Below are 21,009 nucleotides of genomic sequence, written 5' to 3'. Positions count from 1 at the left end.
GGTTTGCGACCGGGGCTTGCAACCGGCGCTTGCAACCCGCACCCGCGATTCAGCGCGATACGCCGAAATGCACGGCGCGGCGACGATGAAACATCGCGCGCCGCATCCCACATCCGGCTGAATCGTCAGTAGACGATTTCGACCGAGCTGTCCGCGAATTCGCCGCGCAACGCGACGAGCAGGTCGTCGGTGGGCTTCACGCGCCAGGCGTCGCCAAGCCGCACTTCCCCTTCCGCGCGTTCGTTGCGATAGACAATCTGCACCGCGAGCCCATTCGGAATCACGGCCTGCGCACGGTCGCGATCGCGGCCGCCGCCATATCCACCACCGCCACCACCGCCACCATCGCGCCCGCCACGGCCGCGCGCCTGCTCGACCGGCGCGGGCAGCGAGTCGTCGGGTTTCGCGCGATGCGCTTCGAGCACCGCGCGCAGCGCGCCCGCATTCGCGTTGCCGTTCATCTGCACCTTCACGGCCTGGGCGTAGCGGCTGCGCGCGCGCTCCAGATCCATCACGGTATCCACGGTAAAGCGGATGCCGCCCGTGAACGCGTCGTTACGCGCGCCGCCCTGCACGACCAGCAGTTCGTCTTCCTTGAACAGCGCCTTGTGCGCCTCGAACTGCTCGTTGAACACCGTCACTTCGCACTGGCCGGTGCCGTCGTCGAGCAGCGCGATCAGCATCTTGCCGCGCTGGGTCATCTGCGTACGCAGCGAGGCGATCACGCCCGCCACCAGCTTGTCGCGGCCTTCCTTGAGTTCGCCGATCTTCTGGCGCACGAAGCGGCGCACTTCGTCCTTGTAGGCGTCGAACAGGTGGCCCGACAGATAGAAGCCGAGCGCGCCCTTCTCTTCCTGGAGCTTGCGCTTTTCGCCCCAAGCCGGTTCGTCGACGAGTTCGTGCGCGGCCAGCGGCGCGTCGCCCATGTCGAACAGACCGGCCTGCATGGCGTTGGCGCTCGCCTGCTCGGCGGCCTCCATCGCCATGGGCACCGACGCGAGCAACTGCGCACGGTTCGCATGAATCGTGTCGAACGCGCCCGCGCGAATCATGGCTTCGATCGTGCGGCGGTTCACGAGACGGCGGTCGATACGCTCGCAGAAGTCGAACAGATCCTTGAACGGACCGCCTTCCTCGCGCGCACGCAGAATTTCTTCGATGGCGTTCTGGCCGCTGCCCTTGATCGCACCCAGACCGTAGCGGATCGTGCGCGAGCGTTTGCCTTCGGCCACGTGAGCATCGGCCACCGGCTCGAAGCGATACGCCGACGCGTTCACGTCCGGCGGCAGCACGACCATCTTGTTCGTCAGGCAGTCCTCGAAGAGGATCTTGACCTTGTCGGTGTCGTCCATGGCGAGCGACATATTGGCCGCCATGAATTCCGCCGGATGGTGCGCCTTCAGCCAAGCCGTGTGATACGCGAGCAGCGCGTAAGCGGCCGCGTGCGACTTGTTGAAGCCGTAGCCCGCGAACTTCTCCATCAAGTCGAAGGTTTCGTCCGCCTTCTCGCGCGTGAGGCCGTTCTTCGCCGCGCCTTCCGCGAAGATCTCGCGGTGCTTGGCCATTTCCTCGGGCTTCTTCTTACCCATCGCGCGGCGCAGCAAGTCGGCGCCGCCGAGCGAGTAGCCGCCGATGATCTGCGCCATCTGCATCACCTGCTCCTGATAGACCATGATGCCGTAGGTCTCTTTCAGAACAGGTTCGACGCGCGGGTCCGGATACTCCACCACTTCGCGGCCGTGCTTACGCGCGCAGAAGCTCGGGATCAGGTCCATCGGGCCCGGACGGTACAAGGCCACGAGCGCGATGATGTCCTCGAAGCGGTCGGGCTGCGCGTCTTTGAGCATGCCCTGCATGCCGCGGCTTTCCAGCTGGAACACGGCGACCGTATTCGCTTTCTTGAGGATCTGGAACGACGGCGCGTCGTCGAGCGGCACCTGGGCGAGCGACCAGTCTTTCTTCGACGGATCGAGCATGCGGATGTAGCGCTCGGCCCAGTCGAGAATCGTGAGCGTGGTCAGACCCAGAAAGTCGAACTTGACGAGGCCGACGGCTTCCACGTCGTCCTTGTCGTACTGGCTCACGACGCCGCTTTCGTCGCCCTGGGTGTAGAGCGGGCAGAAGTCGGTGAGCTTGCCGGGCGCGATCAGCACGCCGCCCGCGTGCATGCCCACGTTACGCGTGAGCCCTTCCACGAGCTGCGCGAGGTCGAGCAGCTGATGGACTTCGTCTTCGTTGTCGTAGCGCTCCTGGAGCTGCGGCTCTTCCTTCATCGCGTCGGCGATGGTGACGTGCTTGCCCGGCTTGAACGGGATGAGCTTGGCCACGCCGTCGGTGAAGTTGTAGCCGAGGTCGAGCACGCGGCCGATGTCGCGCACCGCCGCCTTTGCCGCCATCGTGCCGAACGTGGCGATCTGCGACACCGCGTCCGCGCCGTACTTGTCCTTCACGTACTGAATGACGCGGTCGCGCCCGTGCTGGCAGAAGTCGATGTCGAAGTCGGGCATCGAGACGCGTTCCGGATTCAGGAAACGCTCGAACAGCAGGTTGTAGCGCAGCGGGTCGAGGTCGGTAATGCCGAGCGCGTAGGCGACCAGCGAGCCCGCGCCCGAGCCCCGGCCCGGACCGACCGGCACGCCGTTGTTCTTCGCCCAGTTGATGAAGTCCGCCACGATCAGGAAGTAGCCCGGGAAGCCCATCTTGATGATGGTCCCGCACTCGAAATCCAGACGCTCGTAGTAATGCGCGCGCTCTTTTTCGCGTTCGGCTTCGTCCGGATACAGCTGCACGAGGCGCGTTTCCAGACCTTCCTTAGAAAGCTGCACGAGGTAGTCGTCGAGCGACAGGCCGTCCGGCGTGGGGAACAGCGGCAGCTTGGGCTTGCCGAGTTCGAGCGTCAGATTGCAGCGCTTGGCGATCTCGATGGTGTTCGCGATGGCCGAGGGAATGTCCGCGAACAGCGCGACCATTTCGTCCTGGGTGCGAAAACGCTGATCGGTCGTAAAGCGCTTCTGGCGGCGCGGATTCGCGAGCATGTCGCCTTCGGAAATACACACGCGCGCTTCGTGCGCGGTGAATTCCTCGTCGGTCATGAACTGCATGGGGTGCGTGGCGACCACCGGTAGTTGCAGCTCGGCCGCGATGCCCACCGCCTGCTCGACGTACTGTTCGCCGCCCGGCTGGCCGCAACGTTGCAGTTCGATGTAATACGCGTTCGGGAACAGCTTCGCCCAGCGCTGCGCATGACGCTTCGCGCTTTCGACGTTGCCCGCCGCGAGTGCGAGGCCCACGTCGCCCTGCTGCGCGCCCGAAATGGCCAGCAGCCCTTCGCCGAGACCCGCTTCGAGCCATGCGACGTCGACTTCCGCGCGGCCGCGATACTGGTTCGTGAGCCACGCCTTGGAGAGCAGCTCGCAGAGATTCAGGTAGCCGCGCTTGTCCTTCACGAGCAGCAGCAGGCGCGAAGGTTTGTCGCGGTCGTCGGGATTCATGATCCAGACGTCGCAGCCGGCAATGGGTTTGACCCCTTTGCCGCGGGCTTCCTGGTAGAAACGGACGAGGCCGAATGCGTTGCTGAGGTCGGTGAGCGCGAGCGCGCCCTGACCGTCTTTGGCCGCCGCCTTGACGAGGTCGTCGAGGCGCACGATGCCGTCGGCAATCGAGAATTCGGAGTGGACGCGAAGATGGACGAAGCGGGGATCTGACATGGACGTGATTGTACCTCTACGGTCGCGCGATTTTTGCCGCGCCGGGCGGCGTCGGGACCACGTTGGCCAAACGGACAAGGCTTTGCGCGAGGTCACGCCGACGCCGTAACGGCCCCGGCGCATGCGTGCACCGGACGGGCAGCGCATCGCGCGATTGAGGGATAATAGCGGATTGCGCCCGCCGCGCCCGACGCCTCGCGAGACCCGGTATTTTCAGCCGATCTCGCCCCGATTTCACCGTTTTGCGCCCTCGTCTTTCCTCGACGAAACCGCCCGAATCGCAGGAATCGCCCCAATCCGCGTCGAGGCAGCCCGCCGGGCCCGTCCGATCCCGCTTTTACCGTTTGGCCATGCGTATTCTCAATCTCTCTACGTATCAGTTCGCGACGCTCGACAAGACCGAGCAATGGCGCCCGTTCGTGCTCGAACGCTGCAAGCAGCTCGACCTGCGCGGCACCATTCTGCTCGCGCCCGAAGGCATCAATCTGTTCGTCGCCGGCGACGAGCCGAACGTGCGCGCCTTCATGGATTACATCAACAACGATCCGCTGTTCGAAGGCAAGTTCGCGACGCTGCCGTTCAAGGAGAGCTTCTCGGAAACGCGCCCCTTCAACCGCATGCTCGTGCGCCTCAAGCGCGAGATCATCACGATGAAGAAGCCGGCCATCCGTCCCGAGGAAGGTCGCGCGCCGTCGGTCGCCCCGGTCGTGCTCAAGCAATGGCTCGACCGCGGCTTCGACGACGAAGGCCGTCCGGTCGTCATGCTCGACACGCGCAATGCGTTCGAAATCGACGTCGGCACCTTCGACAACGCGCTCGATTACCGCATCGACAAGTTCAGCGAATTCCCCGAGGTGATCGCCGCGAACCGCGCCGACCTCGAAGGCAAGACCGTGGTGTCGTTCTGCACGGGCGGCATCCGCTGCGAAAAGGCCGCGATCCACATGAAGGAAGTGGGTATCGACCACGTTTATCAGCTCGAAGGCGGCATCCTGAAGTACTTCGAGGAAGTGGGCGGCGCACATTACACCGGCGACTGCTTCGTGTTCGACCAGCGCACCGCGCTCAATCCGCAACTCGAACCCACCGACACCGTGCAGTGCTTCGCCTGCCGCGCCGTGGTCACGCCCGCCGAGCAGGCTTCGCCGCTCTACGAAGCGGGCAAGAGCTGCCCGGCGTGCCATCCGCAGCGCGCGGCCAGCGTGCAAGCCGCGTAAGGTGCGCGAGCGCGTGAGCGCGTCGCCGCACGGGTATCGCGGGCGTTTCGCGCCGTCGCCCACCGGTCCGCTGCATGTCGGCTCGCTCGTGTCCGCGCTCGCGAGCTGGCTCGACGCGCGCGCGCACGGCGGCGCGTGGCTCGTGCGCATCGAGGACATCGACGGGCCGCGCACGGTGCCGGGCGCGGCCGAAGACATTCTGGCAACACTCGAACGTTTCGGCTTTCACGCCGACGAACCGCCCGAGTGGCAAAGCCGCCGCATTGCGCTCTATCGCGCGGCGCTCGACGCGCTAATCGCGTCCGGCCACGTCTATCCGTGCGGCTGCACGCGCAAGGAAATCGCCGATTCGCAACTGCACGCGCATCGGCGCAACACCACGCTGATCTATCCCGGCACCTGCCGCGACGGGCTGCACGGCAAGCCCGCGCGCGCGTGGCGGCTGCGCGTGCCCGACGAACTCGCCGACGAACCCACCGACGCCGGCGATCCGCGCACTCATCCCGCCCTGATCCGCTTCGACGATCGCTGGCAAGGTCCGCAGCAGCAGGATCTCGCGACCGAGGTCGGCGACTTCGTGCTGCTGCGCGCCGACGGCCAGTGGGCGTATCAGCTCGCGGTCGTCGTGGACGACGCCGATCAACGCATCACGCACATCGTGCGCGGCGCGGATCTGCTCGATTCCACAGCGCGCCAGATCTGGCTCCAGCAGTGCCTCGGCGTGCCGACGCCCGCGTATCTGCACGTGCCGGTCGTCACCAACGCGGACGGCGACAAGCTCTCGAAGCAGACCGGCGCGCTGGCGCTCGACGCCGCGCGTCCGATCGATGCGCTGGTGGGCGCCGCGCGCCATCTCGGGCTCGACCTGCACGACGGCGCGCCGACCACGCTCGAAGCGTTTCAGGCCGACGCCATCGACGCCTGGAAGCGGCGGCTCGCGTCATTGCCCGCACCATCGGCATCGGAATAAAACAGCCGCACAAACAAAAACGGCATGTCGTTCACCACGACATGCCGTTTTTTTACGCGCCGATCCAGCGCGAGGCGAAGCTTACGAAGACGACGACGAAGTCGGCTTGTTGCGCCAGCCCGCGCCCAGACCGCCGAGCAGCGCGGCGAGCGGCTGCTTCGACTGCTTCTGCGGCGCGCTGTCCGGCACGGCCTTGTCTTCGGCCTTGCTGCGCGCGGATGCCGGCGCTTCGTACGGCTTCAGGAAGAAGTCGTCGACCGGCTGCGCCGAACGGTGATGATGCGTGCGCTCGTGCGCGCCCGGACGGCGGTGGCCGACGCGCTCGCCACGACCTTCGCGACCCTCGCGGCTTTCGCGGCTTTCACGACCCTCGCGACCTTCATGACCGTCGCGCTCGCGGCGGCGGCTGCCGCCTTCGTGGTGCGCCACCGGCGTATCGACCGCGAGATGCTCGACGGTCAGCGGACGCTTGATGAGCTTTTCGATATCGGCGAGCTGCTTTTTCTCGTTCGGCGAGCACAGCGACAGCGCGTCGCCGGTCGCGCCCGCGCGGCCCGTACGGCCGATACGGTGCACGTAGTCTTCCGCGTTGAACGGCAGGTCGAAGTTGATGACGGCCGGCAGTTCGGCGATGTCGAGACCGCGCGCGGCCACGTCGGTGGCCACCAGCGCCTCGATCTCGCCGCGCTTGAAGGCGTCGAGCGCCTGCATGCGCTCGCTCTGCGTGCGGTCGCCGTGAATCGCGGCGGCCACGATGCCCTGCTTCTCGATCTGGCGCGCGAGACGGCTCGCGCCGATCTTGCTGTTGCAGAACACGATCACCTGCTTGAGGCCGCGATCGCGGATCAGTTGCACGACCGCGCCCGTCTTGTCGCCTTCGGCGACTTCATAGACGATCTGCGTGACGTTGGCGTTCGTGGAGTTGCTGCGCGCGACTTCGATGGTCTGCGGCGTGCGCAGGTAGGTCGCCGCCAGCTTCTTGATTTCCGCCGAGAACGTGGCCGAGAACAGCAGCGTCTGACGCTCCTTCGGCAGCAGGTTCAGGATGCGCTGGAGGTCGGGCAGGAAGCCCATGTCGAGCATGCGGTCGGCTTCGTCGAGCACGAGCATCTGCACCTGGCCGAGGTTCGTGGTCTTCTGCTGGACGTGGTCGAGCAGACGGCCCGGCGTCGCGATCAGGATTTCCACGCCGCGGCGCAATTCGTCCGATTGCGGATTCATGTCGACGCCGCCGAACACCACCGCGCTGCGCAGCGGCGTGTGCTGCGCGTAGGTGCGCACGTTGTTGGCGACCTGGTCGGCCAGCTCGCGCGTGGGCGTGAGGATCAGCGCGCGCACCGGGTGGCGCGCGGGCGATGCGCTCGTGCTCGCGAGCGGCAGGAGACGCTGGAGGATCGGCAGCGAGAAGCTCGCGGTCTTGCCGGTGCCGGTTTGCGCGGCGCCCATCACGTCGCGGCCCGTGAGGACCACGGGGATGGCCTGCGCCTGGATCGGCGTGGGCGTCGTGTAGCCCTGCTCCTGGATCGCTCTGAGGATCTCGGGCGCGAGGCCGAACTGATCGAAGGTCTCAGTGCTGGGCGTGACGGCTGTGTCGGACATGGTGGCTTTCGCTATAAAGGCGCTATGCGCGCGAGGCGCGGCGCGCCTCAAATAATCACTGCGGATGTTGCTGGGTACGCCTGGTGTCGCTGGGTACGCCCGGTGGGCCGCGTGTCGCGAGGCCCTGCCTGACGCCGGGCCGGCGGTGACGCAACCCGACACCGGGACGGACGCTCGGGCGTGGGCCGTCCGGCGGACGGCTCGCGGCGCAGAGCGCGGCGGCGTGCTGAACGGCAACGGCGGCGATGGCGACGGGGTGCGCTGGCGCTCCGACCGCGCTCGACCCGCTTCATCCGGTCCAACCGATGCCTTCACGCGAGCGGGGCAGCCCCCTTGCGCTCGAGCGTTTGCTCGTACCCTCTTTCCGGCTGCGCGCTCGGGCGCGGCCGCTTCAGTCGATGCCGGCGCTTGCGCCGGCGTATCCGGGCGCGCAGACCTGCGCCGCCACGGGTTTTTGCCATGTCGCCCCCGCAAAGGGTGCAGGCGCAATACGGCGAAAGGCCGGTATTGTAGCACCTTGGCATAAATCCCTATGGCCGCAGGGGCGGCCTTCTGTCAATGGTGCTTACTTTTACCTGACGGCGCCGGGCCATTTGCCTCGGCGCGCCCGAAGTGCGGACCGAGGCGTCAGGCATCGACATCCGGCCCCTCACGCGGATGCCGCGCCTCCCTCAGCCCTGCCACGTTTCGCGCATCACCATCAGCCGCAACTCGGTCATGTCCTCGATCGCGTAGCGCACGCCCTCGCGCCCGAGCCCCGAGTCCTTCACGCCGCCATACGGCATGTTATCGACGCGAAATGACGGAATATCGTTGATCACCACGCCGCCCACATCGAGCCCGTCCCACGCGCGATGCGCGTTGGCGAGCGAGTCGGTGAACACACCCGCCTGAAGACCGAAGTCGCTGTCGTTGACGATATCGAGCGCCTGGCCGAAATCCTTGAAACGTTCGAGGATCGCCACCGGCCCGAAGGCTTCCTTGCGATACAGATCGGTGCCGCGCCCCACGTCTTCGAGCAGCGTGGCCTCGAACATCGCGCCGTCGACCTGGCCGCCCGCGAGGATCTTCGCGCCCGCCAGCACCGCCTGCTCCATCCAGCCCGCGAGACGCTTCGCCTCCGACTCCGAGATCATCGGCCCGACGAAAGTCTTTTCGTCCTTCGGATCGCCCATCTTGAGCGTCTTGACCTTGGCGATCAGCTTGTCGCGCAGCGCGTCGTAGAGCGAGGCGTGCACGAGAATGCGCTGCACGCCGATGCAGCTCTGCCCCGACTGGTAATACGCGCCGAACGCCAGCCGGTCCACGACATAATCGAGCTTCGCGCCCTGATCCGCGTCGACCACGGCCGCCGCGTTGCCGCCCAGTTCCAGCACCACCTTTTTCTTGCCCGCCTTCTTCTTGAGATCCCAGCCGACGCCCGGCGAGCCCGTGAACGAGAGCAGCTTGAAGCGCTCGTCGGTCGTGAACAGATCGGCGCCGTCGCGGTGCGCGGGCAGAATCGAGAAGGCGCCCTTCGGCAGATCGGTTTCCGCCAGCACCTCGCCGATGATCAGCGCGCCCACCGGCGTGCGGCTCGCGGGCTTGAGCACGAACGGCACGCCCGCCGCCAGCGCGGGCGCGACCTTGTGCGCGGCCAGATTGAGCGGAAAGTTGAACGGCGAGATGAACGAGCACGGCCCGATCGGCACGCGTTTGACGTAGCCGTGATAGCCCTTCGCGCGCGGCGAAATCTCCAGATTCACGATTTCGCCGTCGATGCGCACGCTCTCCTCGGCCGCCACGCGGAAGGTGTCGATCAGGCGCGTGACTTCGCCGCGCGCATCGTTGATCGGCTTGCCAGCCTCGATGCAGAGCGCCATCGCCAGCTCGTCGAATCGCTCGCGAAAGCGCGCCACGCAATGGTCGATCACCGCCTGGCGCTTGAACGGCGGGAACGCGCGCATGGCGGGCATGGCGGCTTCGGCGGCGGCGATGGCCTCGTCGATCGCCTTCGCGTCGGCAAGCGCGACGCGCGTGGCGACTTCGCCGCTGTATTTGTCGGTGACCTCGAGATCGGTGTTGGCGGCGACGGCCTGATTCGCCAGATAGTACGGATAAGTCGGCTTGAGCATGGCGTGTTCTCCGGGGAAGCGCGGTCCGTCGGGTCGCGTCGGATCAGCCGCGCCTGCACTGCGCCTGAAGTCAGGCAATGCGGGACGGCGCGCAAGGCGCGCGCCCGCGCGAATGGCTCAACGAATGACTCAACGAATGGCTCAAAGCTGCGCGCTCAGACGCTTGATCTCGCGATTGAGCACGCGCTCGTTGTCCGAGTAGTCGATCGGCACGTCGATCACGTGCACGCCCGGCTGCGCGAAACATTGCTCCAGCAGCGGCTTGAGCTGATCGGCTTCCGTCACGCGATGACCGTGCGCACCGTAGCTGCGCGCGTAATCGACGAAATCCGGGTTTTGCAGCGTCATGCCGTAGTCGGGGAAATTCATGTTTTCCTGCTTCCAGCGAATCATGCCGAAGGCGTCGTCGCGCAGGATCAGCACGACGAGATCGAGCTTCATGCGCACCGCCGTCTCCAGCTCCTGCGAATTCATCATGAAGCCGCCGTCGCCGCACACGGCCACGACCTTGCGCTCGGGATGCACGATGCGCGTCGCGATCGCCGAGGGCAGCCCAGCGCCCATCGACGCGAGCGCGTTGTCGAGCAACACCGAATTCGGCTCGCGGGCGCGGTAGTAGCGCGCGAACCAGATCTTGTACATGCCGTTGTCGAGACAGAGGATGCCGTCCTCGGGCATCGCGCCGTAGACGTCGTGCACGAGGCGCACCGGGTACATCGGAAAGCGCGCGTCGTGCTGGCCCTTGGCGAGATGCGCGTCGAAGTGGCGCTTGATCTCCTCGAAGCGCGAGAAATCCCACGCGTGCTCGCGCGGCTTGAGACTTTCCTTGAGCTGCCACACCGCATTGGCGATGTCGCCCACGACCTCGATCTGCGGGAAATAGACCGGATCGACTTCCGCGCCCAGGAAGTTCACGTGGATCACGGTCTTTTCCTCGGCGCTGCGCATGAAGAACGGCGGCTTTTCGATCACGTCGTGGCCGACGTTGATGATGCAGTCGGCGTGCTCGATCGCGCGGTGCACGAAATCGCCATCGGACAGCGTGGCGTTGCCGAGCCAGAGCGGATGCGATTCGTCGATCACGCCCTTGCCCATCTGCGTGGTGAAGAACGGGATGCCGGTCTGGTCGACGAATTCGCGCAGCACGTTGCGCGTGGTCTTGCGGTTGCCGCCCGCGCCGATCATCAGCAGCGGATGACGCGCCGCGCAGATCGCCGACACCGCGTGCGCGACGGCCTTTTCCTCGGCGACCGGACGGCGGCTGAAGCTCTTGGGAATGGGCTTGCCGTCGCCTTCCTCGTCGGCGACGTCCTCGGGCAGTTCGAGATGCACGGCGCCCGGTCGCTCCTGCTCGGCCTGGCGGAACGCCTCGCGCACGAGCGCCGGAATATTGCCGATCGACACGATCTGGCGCGCGTATTTGGTGAGCGGCTCCATCATGCGCACCACGTCGACGATCTGGAAATGGCCCTGCTTGCTGGACTTGATCGGCTTCTGGCCGGTGACCATCAGCATCGGCATGCCGCCGAGCTGCGCGTAGGCCGCGGCGGTCACGAAGTTGGTCGCGCCGGGGCCGAGCGTCGACAGACAGACGCCGGTGCGCCCCGTCAGCCGTCCGTACGTGGCGGCCATGAAACCGGCAGCCTGTTCGTGACGCGTGACGATCAGGCGGATCTTCGAGCGCCGCAGCGATTCGAGCAGATCGAGATTTTCCTCGCCGGGGATGCCGAACACGTATTCGACGCCCTCCGCCTCCAGCGCTTTCACGAACAGATCGGATGCTTTCATCGGCTACCTCGCTACGCTTCGTTTCGCTGCAATCGGCGCGAAATCCGCTCGAATTTCGCCCGGAATTCGCATCCGGCGCGCGCGCCGGCCCGCGCCCGGTTTCACGCACGACAGAGTACTACCGGGGACGAGAACGCGTCGGCGAAACGGGCAAATGCGCGGGCAAATGTGCGGGCAAAAGGCGCGGCAAAGGCGTAAGCGCGAGGCGGCGGCCTCAGCGCATGATGGTCGCGCAGCCGCTCAGCAGCGGCTTGGGGCTCGCTTCGGACATGGCGTCGTAGAGATCGGCGCCCGGCCCCTTGGTCCACCACGTATAGCGGTCGGCCACATACTTCACGCCCGACGCCGCAATCACGCCGACGAACAGCAGCCTGCGGCCGTCGACGGGCACGAGCGCGAAACTCTGGCCGTTCGTGCCGTTGATATAGGTGACCTTAAAGGTCTTGCCGTCCGCGCAGGTGTAGCTGAAGGTGTGGCGCGCCTGAGTCTGGATTTCGCGCACTTCGAGCGGCGCCGCGCTCGCGTGCAAGGCGGCGCAGGCGAGGCCGAGCCCGAGCGCCGCGCGCCACGGAGAGGAAAGAAAAGAAGGCAACTTCGAACGAAGCGCTGCACCAACGGCTGTCATTGCGGATTCTCCGGCGGTTTTCGCGAAGCGCGGCCCGCGCGCCGGGAATCGGGCGCGCGGCGGCGTCACGGATCGATCACGTCCGCGCAGGCGTCGGTGGGCGCCGCCGCCAGATGCCCGACGACCGGCACGATCTTGAGTCCCGCCGACGCCACGCGGCACGGCGCGGCCACGGCGCCGCAACCCGCCAGCGCGACGCCACAGACCGTCAGCATCACCAGCACGGTTGCGCGGCGAACGACCCCGCTTCGTGCACCACGGCTACGTGCTCCACGTTCACCCAGCATCGACTTCATGTTCCGACCTCTACGCGCTTGCCCGACACGATAACCCGGGCCGCGTTGCGCCGCCCGCCGGATGTCCCGCGCGCCGCAGCAACCATCATGCGACGCCGCGCCACGCGCTGGACCGGCGATTATGGGACGTCCCGCGCGCGGCGGGCTTACCCTCGATCAATGCCGGCACGCGCAAGCGCAGGCCACACCGATTCGCCGCTCAGCCCTTGACCGGACGCACCGCCGCCGCCGCCGCGCGAGCGCGCGCACGCGCCTCTTCGAGATCCGCGCCGGTTGCGAGCGCCACGCCCATGCGGCGCTTCGTGAAGCTTTCCGGCTTGCCGAACAGGCGCAGGTCCGCGCCCGGCACGGCCAGCGCGTCCGCGACACCCTCGAACGCGATGCCGCGCTCGTCCATGCCGCCATAGATCACCGCCGACGCCGACGGGCCGCGCGCCGTCGTATCGACGGGCAGGCCGAGAATCGCGCGCGCATGGAGTTCGAATTCCGAGAAACGCTGCGACGCGAGCGTGACGAGCCCCGTGTCGTGCGGACGCGGGCTCACTTCCGAGAACCACACCTCGTCGCCGCGCACGAACAGCTCGACGCCGAACAGGCCGCGCCCGCCCAGCGCCTCGGTCACCTTGTGCGCGATTTCGCGCGAGCGTTCGAGCGCCTTCGGGCTCATCGGCTGCGGCTGCCACGATTCCACGTAGTCGCCGTCGACCTGCCGGTGGCCGATCGGATCGCAGAAATACGTCTGCACCTCGCCGCTCGACGGATCGGTGGCGCGCACGGTCAGTTGCGTGATCTCATATTCGAAGTCGATGAAACCCTCGACGATCACGCGGCCATGGTTCACGCGCCCGCCCGCGAGCGCGTATTGCCACGCGGCCTCGACGTCGGCGTCGCTGCGCAGCACCGACTGGCCCTTGCCCGACGACGACATCACCGGCTTCACGACACACGGATAACCGACCTTGGCGATGCCCGCCTTGAGTTCGTCGAGCGAGTCGGCGAACGCGTACGGCGAGGTCGCGAGACCCAGTTCCTCGGCGGCGAGACGGCGGATGCCCTCGCGGTTCATGGTGAGCTGCGCGGCGCGCGCGGTCGGGATCACCTCGGCGACACGCTCGGCTTCGACGGCCGCGAGCGCGTCGGTGGCGATGGCCTCGATTTCCGGCACGATCAGATGCGGACGCTCGGCGTCGATCAGTGCGCGCAGCGCCTTGGGATCGGCCATGTCGATGACGTGCGCGCGATGCGCGACCTGGTGGCCGGGCGCGTTCTCGTAGCGGTCGACGGCGATCACTTCCACGCCCAGGCGTTGCAGCGCGATGATCACTTCTTTGCCGAGCTCGCCTGCGCCCAGCAGCATGACGCGGGTGGCGGAAGCGGAAAGCGGCGTGCCGATGCGGGGGCCGGTCTGCATGATGTCTCCAGAGAATGACGGTGGGCGGTACGCACGGGACCCGGCGCGCGCCACGGGTGATGCACGAATGCGAGAGAGCGCCGATGTTAACACGCGCGCGCATGCCGCCTGGAGACTTCGCGGATACATCTGGACACAGTTAGATAGCGCGCCGCCGAGCCGTTTGCACTCGCTTGTGCGGGGCGGGTGCGTTACGCTTACGCCTTCTCGCCGCTTACCAGGAATTTCGCGATGCTCAAACGATCGAGCCACCGCCTTGCCGGACGCTCCACGGCGCGCCAGACTCGCGCCTCGCGCGCTTCGCTCATGTCGCTCGTTTCACGCACGGCGCCGCTCGCGGCCGCCACGGCCGCCGCGCTGCTGCTGGCCGCCTGCAAGCTGCCGGTGCATCAGGACACGTCCGCGCCGCCGCCCGATCCGTTCAATCCGGCCGCCACGCAGTTGCTCGACAATTCGCACTGGCAGCTCGTCGAGTGGAAGAACGCCGACGGTTCGCTGCGCTCGCTGCCGGGCGCCGCCGCGTCGGGCGCCGCCGCGGCCGCGCCCGGCGCGCGTCCGGTCACGCTCGATCTGTCGACCGCCACCGGCCAGCGCCGCGCGAGCGGTTTCTCGGGCTGCAACCGCTACACCGGCGCTTACGTGCTCAAGAACGGCCTGCTCTCGTTCGGCCAGCTCGCCGGCACGCGCATGGCGTGCATCGGCGCGGGCGGCGAGATCGAAAGCGCCTATCTCGACGCGCTCTCGCACATCGCGCGCAGCGGCGTGCAGATGCGCGATCCGCAGGCGCTCCTGCTCGTCCTGGAAAACGGCGACCGCCTGACTTTCGCGAGCACGGTCGCCGCGGCGGCCCCGCCGGCCTCGGGTGCGCAGCCCGCGAAGCAAGGCGAGTGACGTTCCGCTGACGATCCGCACCGACTTGCAGCCGCGCCCTCGTCCGGCGCGGCTCTTTTTTGCGGCACAGGCCGCCGCCAGCGCGCGCACTCGTGCGCGCCGCCAGGCGTACTAAACAGCGCAGTGCAAAGCACACTGCGGCGCGGCGACAACGCGCGTTGCGGCGCGCGGGGTCCTTGCGGTTACACTCGAACACTCGTCACGTTGCACCTTTTTTAATCACTGATCTCTGGCATGCACACGGTAGTTCCTGGCTGGTTCGGCTTGTCGGCCGTCTGGTTCATCCCCCTGATCTGGCGTCTCGTGAAGTCGGTGCTGCCCGGCGGCGCGGGACTGCGCGGTCCCGGCACGATCCGGCTCTGGCTCGGCTTTTTCTGCGTGTTCGTTTCGAGTTGCGTGCTCGAAGCGTCGCTGATGCACATCGTGGGTTTCGATGCGTTCGGACACGCGCTCGCCGACGGGCTCGGCAAGCTGATCGGCCACGTCGCGACCCCGCTCGTCATGACGGCGCTGTTTTTCGTGAGCCTGCCCTGGCTCATCGACTTCCGCTGGCGCGACTTCTTCGTGTGGGCCGACATCTCGCTCGGCCTCGGCCTGAACATCCGCCCCGCGCGCGACGACGACGGCGGCGAACGCCGCTCGCGCCGCAGCCGCCGCGAATCGAACGCGGACCTCGCGCAGCCGGGCCTGTCTGCGAGTCTGGGCGGCGGTAGCGCAACGGGCGCGGGCATGGGCGCTGGACTCGGCTCAGGACTGGGCCAGGCCTTCGGCCAAGGACCGGGCGCAGGACTCGGCGGCGGCCTCGCCGCGGGCACGGGACCAAACATCGGCTCGGGCACCGGCGACGCCGCGCCGCTCGACGGCACGCGCCGCAAGCGTCCGACCATCTGGCGTCCGCCGATGCCGGGCAAGCGCGCCGCGCACGCTTCGGCGGCGGCAGCGGCGGCCGAAGTCGCGCGGGCGAGCGCCGCGAATCCGTGGCGCGTCGAGCCGGATTTCGCCTCGCCGGAACCGTCGCCCGCCGCCGCGTGGGCGCGTACCGAACCGACCGTGCCGACAGGCTGGCTGCGTGACGGCCAGAACGCCCCGCGCGCGCCGCAAGCACAAAACACGCCGCCGATGCCGGGCGACACGCGTCGCGCACCGGCTGCATCCGGCGCGGCTGTCGCGGCACCCGCCGCTGCGGCCAACGGCGCGAACGGCGCCTCATTCGCCGCCGATCCGCGTCGTCAGCCGATCAACACGAACGCGATGGGCGCCGCCCCGATGAACGGCACCATGCCCGCGATGTCGGCGACCGCCGCACAAACAGCGTCGCGCATGGCCACCGGTGCGCCGCAGACCGGCGCATCCGCGAATCCGACGCCGTGGCGCGCGCCCGCGCCGCGTCCGGCCTCGCAGGCGCAGACCCCCGCGCAAGCGGGCACGGCGTTTGGCGTGGCGTCGTCCGCATCGGCGGCGGCCGCCAGCGCACAGGCCGCGCAAGCCGCCCGCGCCGCCGTGGCCGCCACCCAGGTCACCCACGCGTCGTACGCCGTCCCCACCGTTCCGGCGGCAGCGACGGCCGCCGCCGCTGCCGCCGCGCGCGCAGCCGTCGCCGATCCGCTCACCTCGCCTTTCGCGCAGCCCGCGCCTGTGCGCCGCAGCGCGCCGCCGCCCGTCGCGGGCAGCACGGCCGCGCGCGCCTCGGCCGCCGCCGCCGCGACGCAGCCGCGTCCGGCCAAGCCGCCGCGCCCGTTCGTCTGGCCGACCCGCACCACGCCCGCCGCCGCGCGCCCGCTGGCCGCGAGCCAGGGCATGGCGCAGGGCGGCGCGCGCATCGGCGCTCCCGTCAGCGCGCCGATCGCCGACGCCAACGCCGTGACGCCCGCCTACTCGCGTCCGGCCACGGCCACACAGCCCGCGCCGCAAGCGCCGCTCTCGACGAGCGTGCTGGAAACACTGCGCTCGATCGAGGAAAACGCCGCGCGCTGGACCTCGCTTGCGGGCGCAAGCCTCGCGCGCCGCATTCAGTCCGATGACGACACGCCGGGCACGGCCGATGTCGATGTCGCGCACGCAGCGCCCTACCCCGCCGCCGAGGCGATCGAAACGATCCCGGCGCACGCTGTCGAAGCGGTTGAAGAAACCGTCGCGCCGGTTGCCGCGCCTGTCGAGATCGATACGGCGGAAGCCTTCGCATCCGACTCTGAGCACGCCGTCGAAGACGAAACGCGCGCGCATTTCCCGCTCGCCGCGCCTCAGATCGCCCTCACCGAGGCCACGCAGGCCGAGGAAGTGGCCGATCGCGTGGATCACGTGGATCACGTCGGCACGACCGAATCGCAAGACGAAACACTGCCGTCGTTCCTGATCGCCGACGACCACGCCCACGACAGCCACGACGACGAAGCGATCGCGCTGCCGAATTTCGTTGCGCCCGCCGCGCGCGCCGAAGTCAGCAGCGACGCGTTCAACACGCAGTACGTCGAAGCCGAACACGCGGAACCGGTGGCGGAACCGGCAAAGGCCGAAGCAATCGCCACGGAAACGCCCGCGTCCACGACAACTTCAACGGTCTGGCCGACGTTCGACAACGGGATGCCCTGGGTCCTGCTCGACGACGACGAACCGGAAGCCGAAGCGCAGCCCGAAACCGCACACGAAGCCGCACACGAAGCCGCGAGCGAAGCGGTCAGCCACGAAACCGATAGCGTCATGCACTTCCCGCGTCTCGCGCCGGAAGCCGCGCAGACGCCTGAGGTCGAACCGGCCGCCGAAGCATGGCCCGCGGACGACCCCGTTCACGCGGCGGCACACGCCATCGCCGCAGAAGAACCCGTCGCGCAGCAAGCGGAACAGGCCGTTGCACACGCAACCAACTCGCTTGCGCCCGCCGACGCGTTCGCGCAATCGTTCGCGGCGGCGCTGGCGCGTTTCGCGGAACCGGCTGACGAAGAAGCAAACACGGACGCTGAAACCGCCGAGACGCACGTCGTCAGCGCTGAAACCGAACCGGCATCGCACGTAAGCGAAGCGCCTGTGGTCGTCGCGGCTAGCGATGCCGCGGAAACACCCGCTGCGCTGGTTCAGTCGACTACGCCAGCAACACAGCCTGAGCATCTGCCGGAAACCGAACCGCTGCCCGCACCCGTTCCGGCTTTCGCGGCGGAGGCCGAAGCAGAGCCCGAGCCCATCACTTCGTCCACGATTACGCCGTCGGACAGCGCGCAAGTCAGCGCGCCGCAGCACGTAGAAGCACCGGCAGCGCCGATCATCCCGCCGCTGCCCGCGCTCGCCGACGCGCCGTACATCGCGCCGATTCCTGCGCCGATTCCTGCACCGATTCCCGCGCCGTTCGCGGATATCCCGCCGTGGGAAGCCGCGCCGCTGGTGTTCGCGCCGGAGCCGCCCGCGCCGTTCGTCCCGTCGATCGATCTCGCGCCGCCCGCACCGTGGTCCCCCGCCGTAGCGGCGCCGTCGCCGGAACCCGCGCAAGCACCGGCAACACCGGCGCCTGTAGCCGCACCGCCCGCCGCCGAACCCGCCGCGCGCCAGCCCGTGCGCGGTCATGCGCCGACGGCGTTCGAGTTCCAGCCGCTGTCCGCCTCGTCGGTCGAGTTGCCGGGCTTCGAGCTGCTCGAACGCTCGTCGACCGAAATCGAATACGTCTCCGAGGAAAAGCTCGCCGAAACCAGCCAGCTCATCGAGCAGCGCCTGCAGGAATTCAAGGTGCCGGTGACGGTGGTCGGCGCCTCGGCGGGCCCGGTCATCACGCGCTTCGAAGTCGAGCCCGCGCTCGGCGTGCGCGGCAGCCAGATCGTCGGGCTGATGAAGGATCTGTCGCGCGGCCTCGGCCTCACGTCGATCCGCGTGGTCGAGACGATTCCCGGCAAGACCTGCATGGGCCTCGAACTGCCCAATGCAAAACGCCAGATGATCCGCCTCTCGGAGATCCTCGAATCGACGCCTTATCAGCGCTCGCAGTCGAAGCTCACGATCGCGATGGGCAAGGACATCGTCGGGCTGCCGGTCGTCACCGATCTCGCCAAGGCGCCGCACATGCTCGTCGCGGGCACGACGGGTTCGGGCAAGTCGGTCGCCATCAACGCGATGATCCTCTCGCTGCTCTACAAGGCGACGCCCGAGGACGTGCGGCTCATCATGATCGACCCGAAGATGCTGGAGCTTTCCGTCTACGAAGGCATTCCGCATCTGCTCGCGCCGGTCGTGACCGACATGAAGCTCGCGGCCAACGCGCTGAACTGGTGCGTCGGCGAGATGGAGAAGCGCTACCGGCTGATGTCGGCCGTGGGCGTGCGCAATCTCGCGGGCTTCAACCAGAAGATCCGCGACGCCGAGGCGAACGAGAAGAAGATCGGCAATCCGTTCTCGCTCACGCCCGAGGCGCCCGAGCCGCTCTCGCCGCTGCCGATGATCGTCGTGGTGATCGACGAACTCGCCGACCTCATGATGGTCGCGGGCAAGAAGATCGAAGAGCTGATCGCGCGTCTCGCGCAGAAGGCGCGCGCGGCGGGCATCCACCTGATTCTCGCGACGCAGCGGCCTTCGGTGGACGTCATCACGGGTCTCATCAAGGCGAACATTCCGACGCGTGTGGCGTTCCAGGTGTCGTCGAAGATCGACTCGCGCACGATTCTCGACCAGATGGGCGCCGAGTCGCTGCTCGGTCAGGGCGACATGCTGTTCCTGCCGCCGGGCACCGGCTATCCGCAGCGCGTGCACGGGGCGTTCGTCGCCGACGAGGAAGTGCATGCGGTGGTCGAGTATCTGAAGCAGTTCGGCGAGCCGGAGTACGTCGAGGGCATTCTCGACGGTCCGACCAGCGAAGGCGCGCCGCAGGACCTGTTCGGCGAGTCGCCCGAGGCGGAAGCCGATCCGCTGTACGACGAAGCGGTCTCGTTCGTCGTGCGCACGCGGCGCGCGTCGATCTCGTCGGTGCAGCGGCAGTTGCGCATCGGCTACAACCGCGCCGCGCGCCTCGTCGAGCAGATGGAAGCCGCCGGTCTGGTCTCGCCGATGGGCATCAACGGCAGCCGCGAAGTGCTCGTGCCGGGTCAGGCCGAATAAGCGATTCGCACCGCTCGCCCGCTCGCGCAACACTGAACGCGGGCAGCAACGAAAAACGCCGCGCCGGACGAATCCGGCGCGGCGTTTTTGTTTGCGCGTGCGCTTAGTGCGCTAAACGCGCTTACTGCGCGACGAACTTGAAGTCGACCGGCGAACCGATCTCGATCTTCTTCGGGTTCGCTTCGAGCAGACCCGTCTCCTGATCGCGACGGAACACGTAAGCCGTGTCGCTGTTCTGGTTGCCGACGATCAGCCACTGGCCGCTCGGATCGATCGCGAACTCGCGCGGCGACTTGCCGAGGCTCGCCTGGCGGCCGACGCGCTTGAGCTTGCCGCTCGTCTGATCGACGGCGAAGATCGAGATGTCGTTGGCGTCGCCGCGATTCGACACGTAAAGGAACTTGCCGTCCGGCGACAGATGCAGCGCCGCTGCGCCCACCGCGCCCTTGAAGCCCGGCTCGGCGAGTTTCTCGACCTGTTCGAGCTTCAGATGGCCGTCGTCGTAGTTGAACACGCTCACGGTGCCCGCGAGTTCGCTCGTCAGATACGCATGGCGGCCGTCGTTGCCGAACACGAGGTGACGCGGGCCGGTGCCGGCCTTCACGTCGGTGTAGCGCCATTCGGCCGGGCTCACGAGACCGCGCGAACCGTCCGGCGTGTAGCGGTAGGTCCAGAGCTTGTCGGTGCCGAGATCCTGCGTGAAGAGATAGCGGCCGTCGGGCGAGAACACTGTCGAGTGCACGTGCGCGTTGTCCTGGCGGCCCTTCACCGGACCGCCGCCTTCGTGATGCACGGTCAGCACCGACTGGCCGAGCTTGCCGTCCTGCTCGATCGGCAGCACCGCGAAGCTGCCGCCCGGGTCGGCCGCCACCGAGTAGTTGGCGACGAACAGATACTTGCCGTCCGGCGACAGGCTTAGATAGCACGGGTCGTTGCCTTGTGCCGACACCTTGTCGAGGAACGTGAGCTGGCCGCTCGCGGCGTCGAAGCCGAACGCGCTGACGTCGCCGCGCACGCTGGCCGGGCCGTTGTCGCCGGGCAGTTCGTTGACGGCGTAGACGTGGCGCTTGTCCTTGCTGACCACGAGATACGACGGGTTCACCGTCTTCGCGACGCTCACCTGCTGCGCGTCGCCGGTCTTCGAATCGAAGCGATAGACGTAGAGGCCTTCGCTCTTGCCGCCCGTGTAGGTGCCGACGATCAGGTTGTAGACGCCATTCGCCGAAGCCTCGGCGGGCGCCGCACCCGTGCTGCCTTGTGCGAATGCGGTCGTGGCGGCGGCAACGCTGGCCATGATGGCGATACCTTTGATGATCTGACG

12 protein-coding genes are annotated in these 21,009 nt (G+C 67.7%); 4 read left to right on the top strand and 8 right to left on the bottom strand.

Annotated features, from left to right (window positions below; all coding sequences use genetic code 11):
- Positions 1–125: 125 nt before the first annotated feature.
- Positions 126–3,716 (bottom strand): DNA polymerase III subunit alpha, encoded by a 3,591-nt coding sequence (dnaE, locus tag SB764_RS15750; RefSeq protein WP_321901511.1) that lies wholly within the window; start codon positions 3,714–3,716, stop codon positions 126–128.
- Between the two features lie 341 nt (positions 3,717–4,057).
- On the opposite strand from dnaE, the gene SB764_RS15745 reads away from it, so the two are divergent.
- Complete coding sequence (locus SB764_RS15745; protein WP_176080497.1) at positions 4,058–4,924, top strand: sulfurtransferase; 867 nt, start codon at positions 4,058–4,060, stop codon at positions 4,922–4,924.
- A 13-nt stretch (positions 4,925–4,937) separates the two neighbouring features.
- The gene (gene gluQRS, locus SB764_RS15740; RefSeq protein ID WP_321891646.1) at positions 4,938–5,894 is read left to right on the top strand and encodes a tRNA glutamyl-Q(34) synthetase GluQRS; all 957 of its coding nucleotides are present in this window, start codon (positions 4,938–4,940) and stop codon (positions 5,892–5,894) included.
- 81 nt (positions 5,895–5,975) lie between these two features.
- Here the strand turns inward: gluQRS and SB764_RS15735 are convergent, their stop codons facing one another.
- The 6 genes from SB764_RS15735 to purT all read right to left on the bottom strand — a co-directional run bounded on the left by SB764_RS15735 (position 5,976) and on the right by purT (position 13,727).
- Positions 5,976–7,493: a DEAD/DEAH box helicase gene (locus SB764_RS15735; protein ID WP_110327606.1), complete on the bottom strand. Its 1,518-nt coding sequence runs from the start codon at positions 7,491–7,493 to the stop codon at positions 5,976–5,978.
- 671 nt (positions 7,494–8,164) lie between these two features.
- Positions 8,165–9,607: an aldehyde dehydrogenase family protein gene (locus SB764_RS15730; RefSeq protein ID WP_074984771.1), complete on the bottom strand. Its 1,443-nt coding sequence runs from the start codon at positions 9,605–9,607 to the stop codon at positions 8,165–8,167.
- A 141-nt stretch (positions 9,608–9,748) separates the two neighbouring features.
- Positions 9,749–11,395 carry an acetolactate synthase large subunit gene (locus SB764_RS15725; RefSeq protein WP_124261143.1) on the bottom strand — a complete coding sequence of 549 codons (1,647 nt, stop codon included), beginning with the start codon at positions 11,393–11,395 and terminating at the stop codon, positions 9,749–9,751.
- Positions 11,396–11,609: 214 nt separating this feature from the next.
- Positions 11,610–12,020 (bottom strand): MliC family protein, encoded by a 411-nt coding sequence (locus tag SB764_RS15720; RefSeq protein WP_080180702.1) that lies wholly within the window; start codon positions 12,018–12,020, stop codon positions 11,610–11,612.
- Between the two features lie 65 nt (positions 12,021–12,085).
- Entirely contained in the window at positions 12,086–12,235 is a 150-nt protein-coding gene (locus SB764_RS15715; RefSeq protein ID WP_173816893.1) for a DUF6726 family protein, read from the bottom strand.
- Between the two features lie 280 nt (positions 12,236–12,515).
- Positions 12,516–13,727 carry a formate-dependent phosphoribosylglycinamide formyltransferase gene (purT, locus tag SB764_RS15710; RefSeq protein ID WP_065063637.1) on the bottom strand — a complete coding sequence of 404 codons (1,212 nt, stop codon included), beginning with the start codon at positions 13,725–13,727 and terminating at the stop codon, positions 12,516–12,518.
- A gap of 231 nt (positions 13,728–13,958) precedes the next feature.
- On the opposite strand from purT, the gene SB764_RS15705 reads away from it, so the two are divergent.
- A complete protein-coding gene (locus tag SB764_RS15705) occupies positions 13,959–14,618 on the top strand; it encodes an META domain-containing protein (RefSeq protein WP_183038659.1) in 660 nt (219 codons plus the stop codon).
- Between the two features lie 234 nt (positions 14,619–14,852).
- On the top strand, positions 14,853–19,688 hold the full coding sequence (locus SB764_RS15700; RefSeq protein WP_410864010.1) for a DNA translocase FtsK: 4,836 nt from the start codon (positions 14,853–14,855) through the stop codon (positions 19,686–19,688).
- A gap of 121 nt (positions 19,689–19,809) precedes the next feature.
- Here the strand turns inward: SB764_RS15700 and SB764_RS15695 are convergent, their stop codons facing one another.
- Positions 19,810–20,982, bottom strand: coding sequence for a lactonase family protein (locus SB764_RS15695; RefSeq protein ID WP_065063775.1), 1,173 nt, complete (start codon positions 20,980–20,982; stop codon positions 19,810–19,812).
- Positions 20,983–21,009 lie beyond the last annotated feature (27 nt).

The sequence above is a fragment of the Paraburkholderia sp. SIMBA_027 genome, assembly GCF_046535315.1.
Lineage (GTDB): Bacteria > Pseudomonadota > Gammaproteobacteria > Burkholderiales > Burkholderiaceae > Paraburkholderia > Paraburkholderia tropica.
Note: the sequence above shows the minus strand (reverse complement) of the source record. Positions and strands in the feature narration are given on the sequence as shown.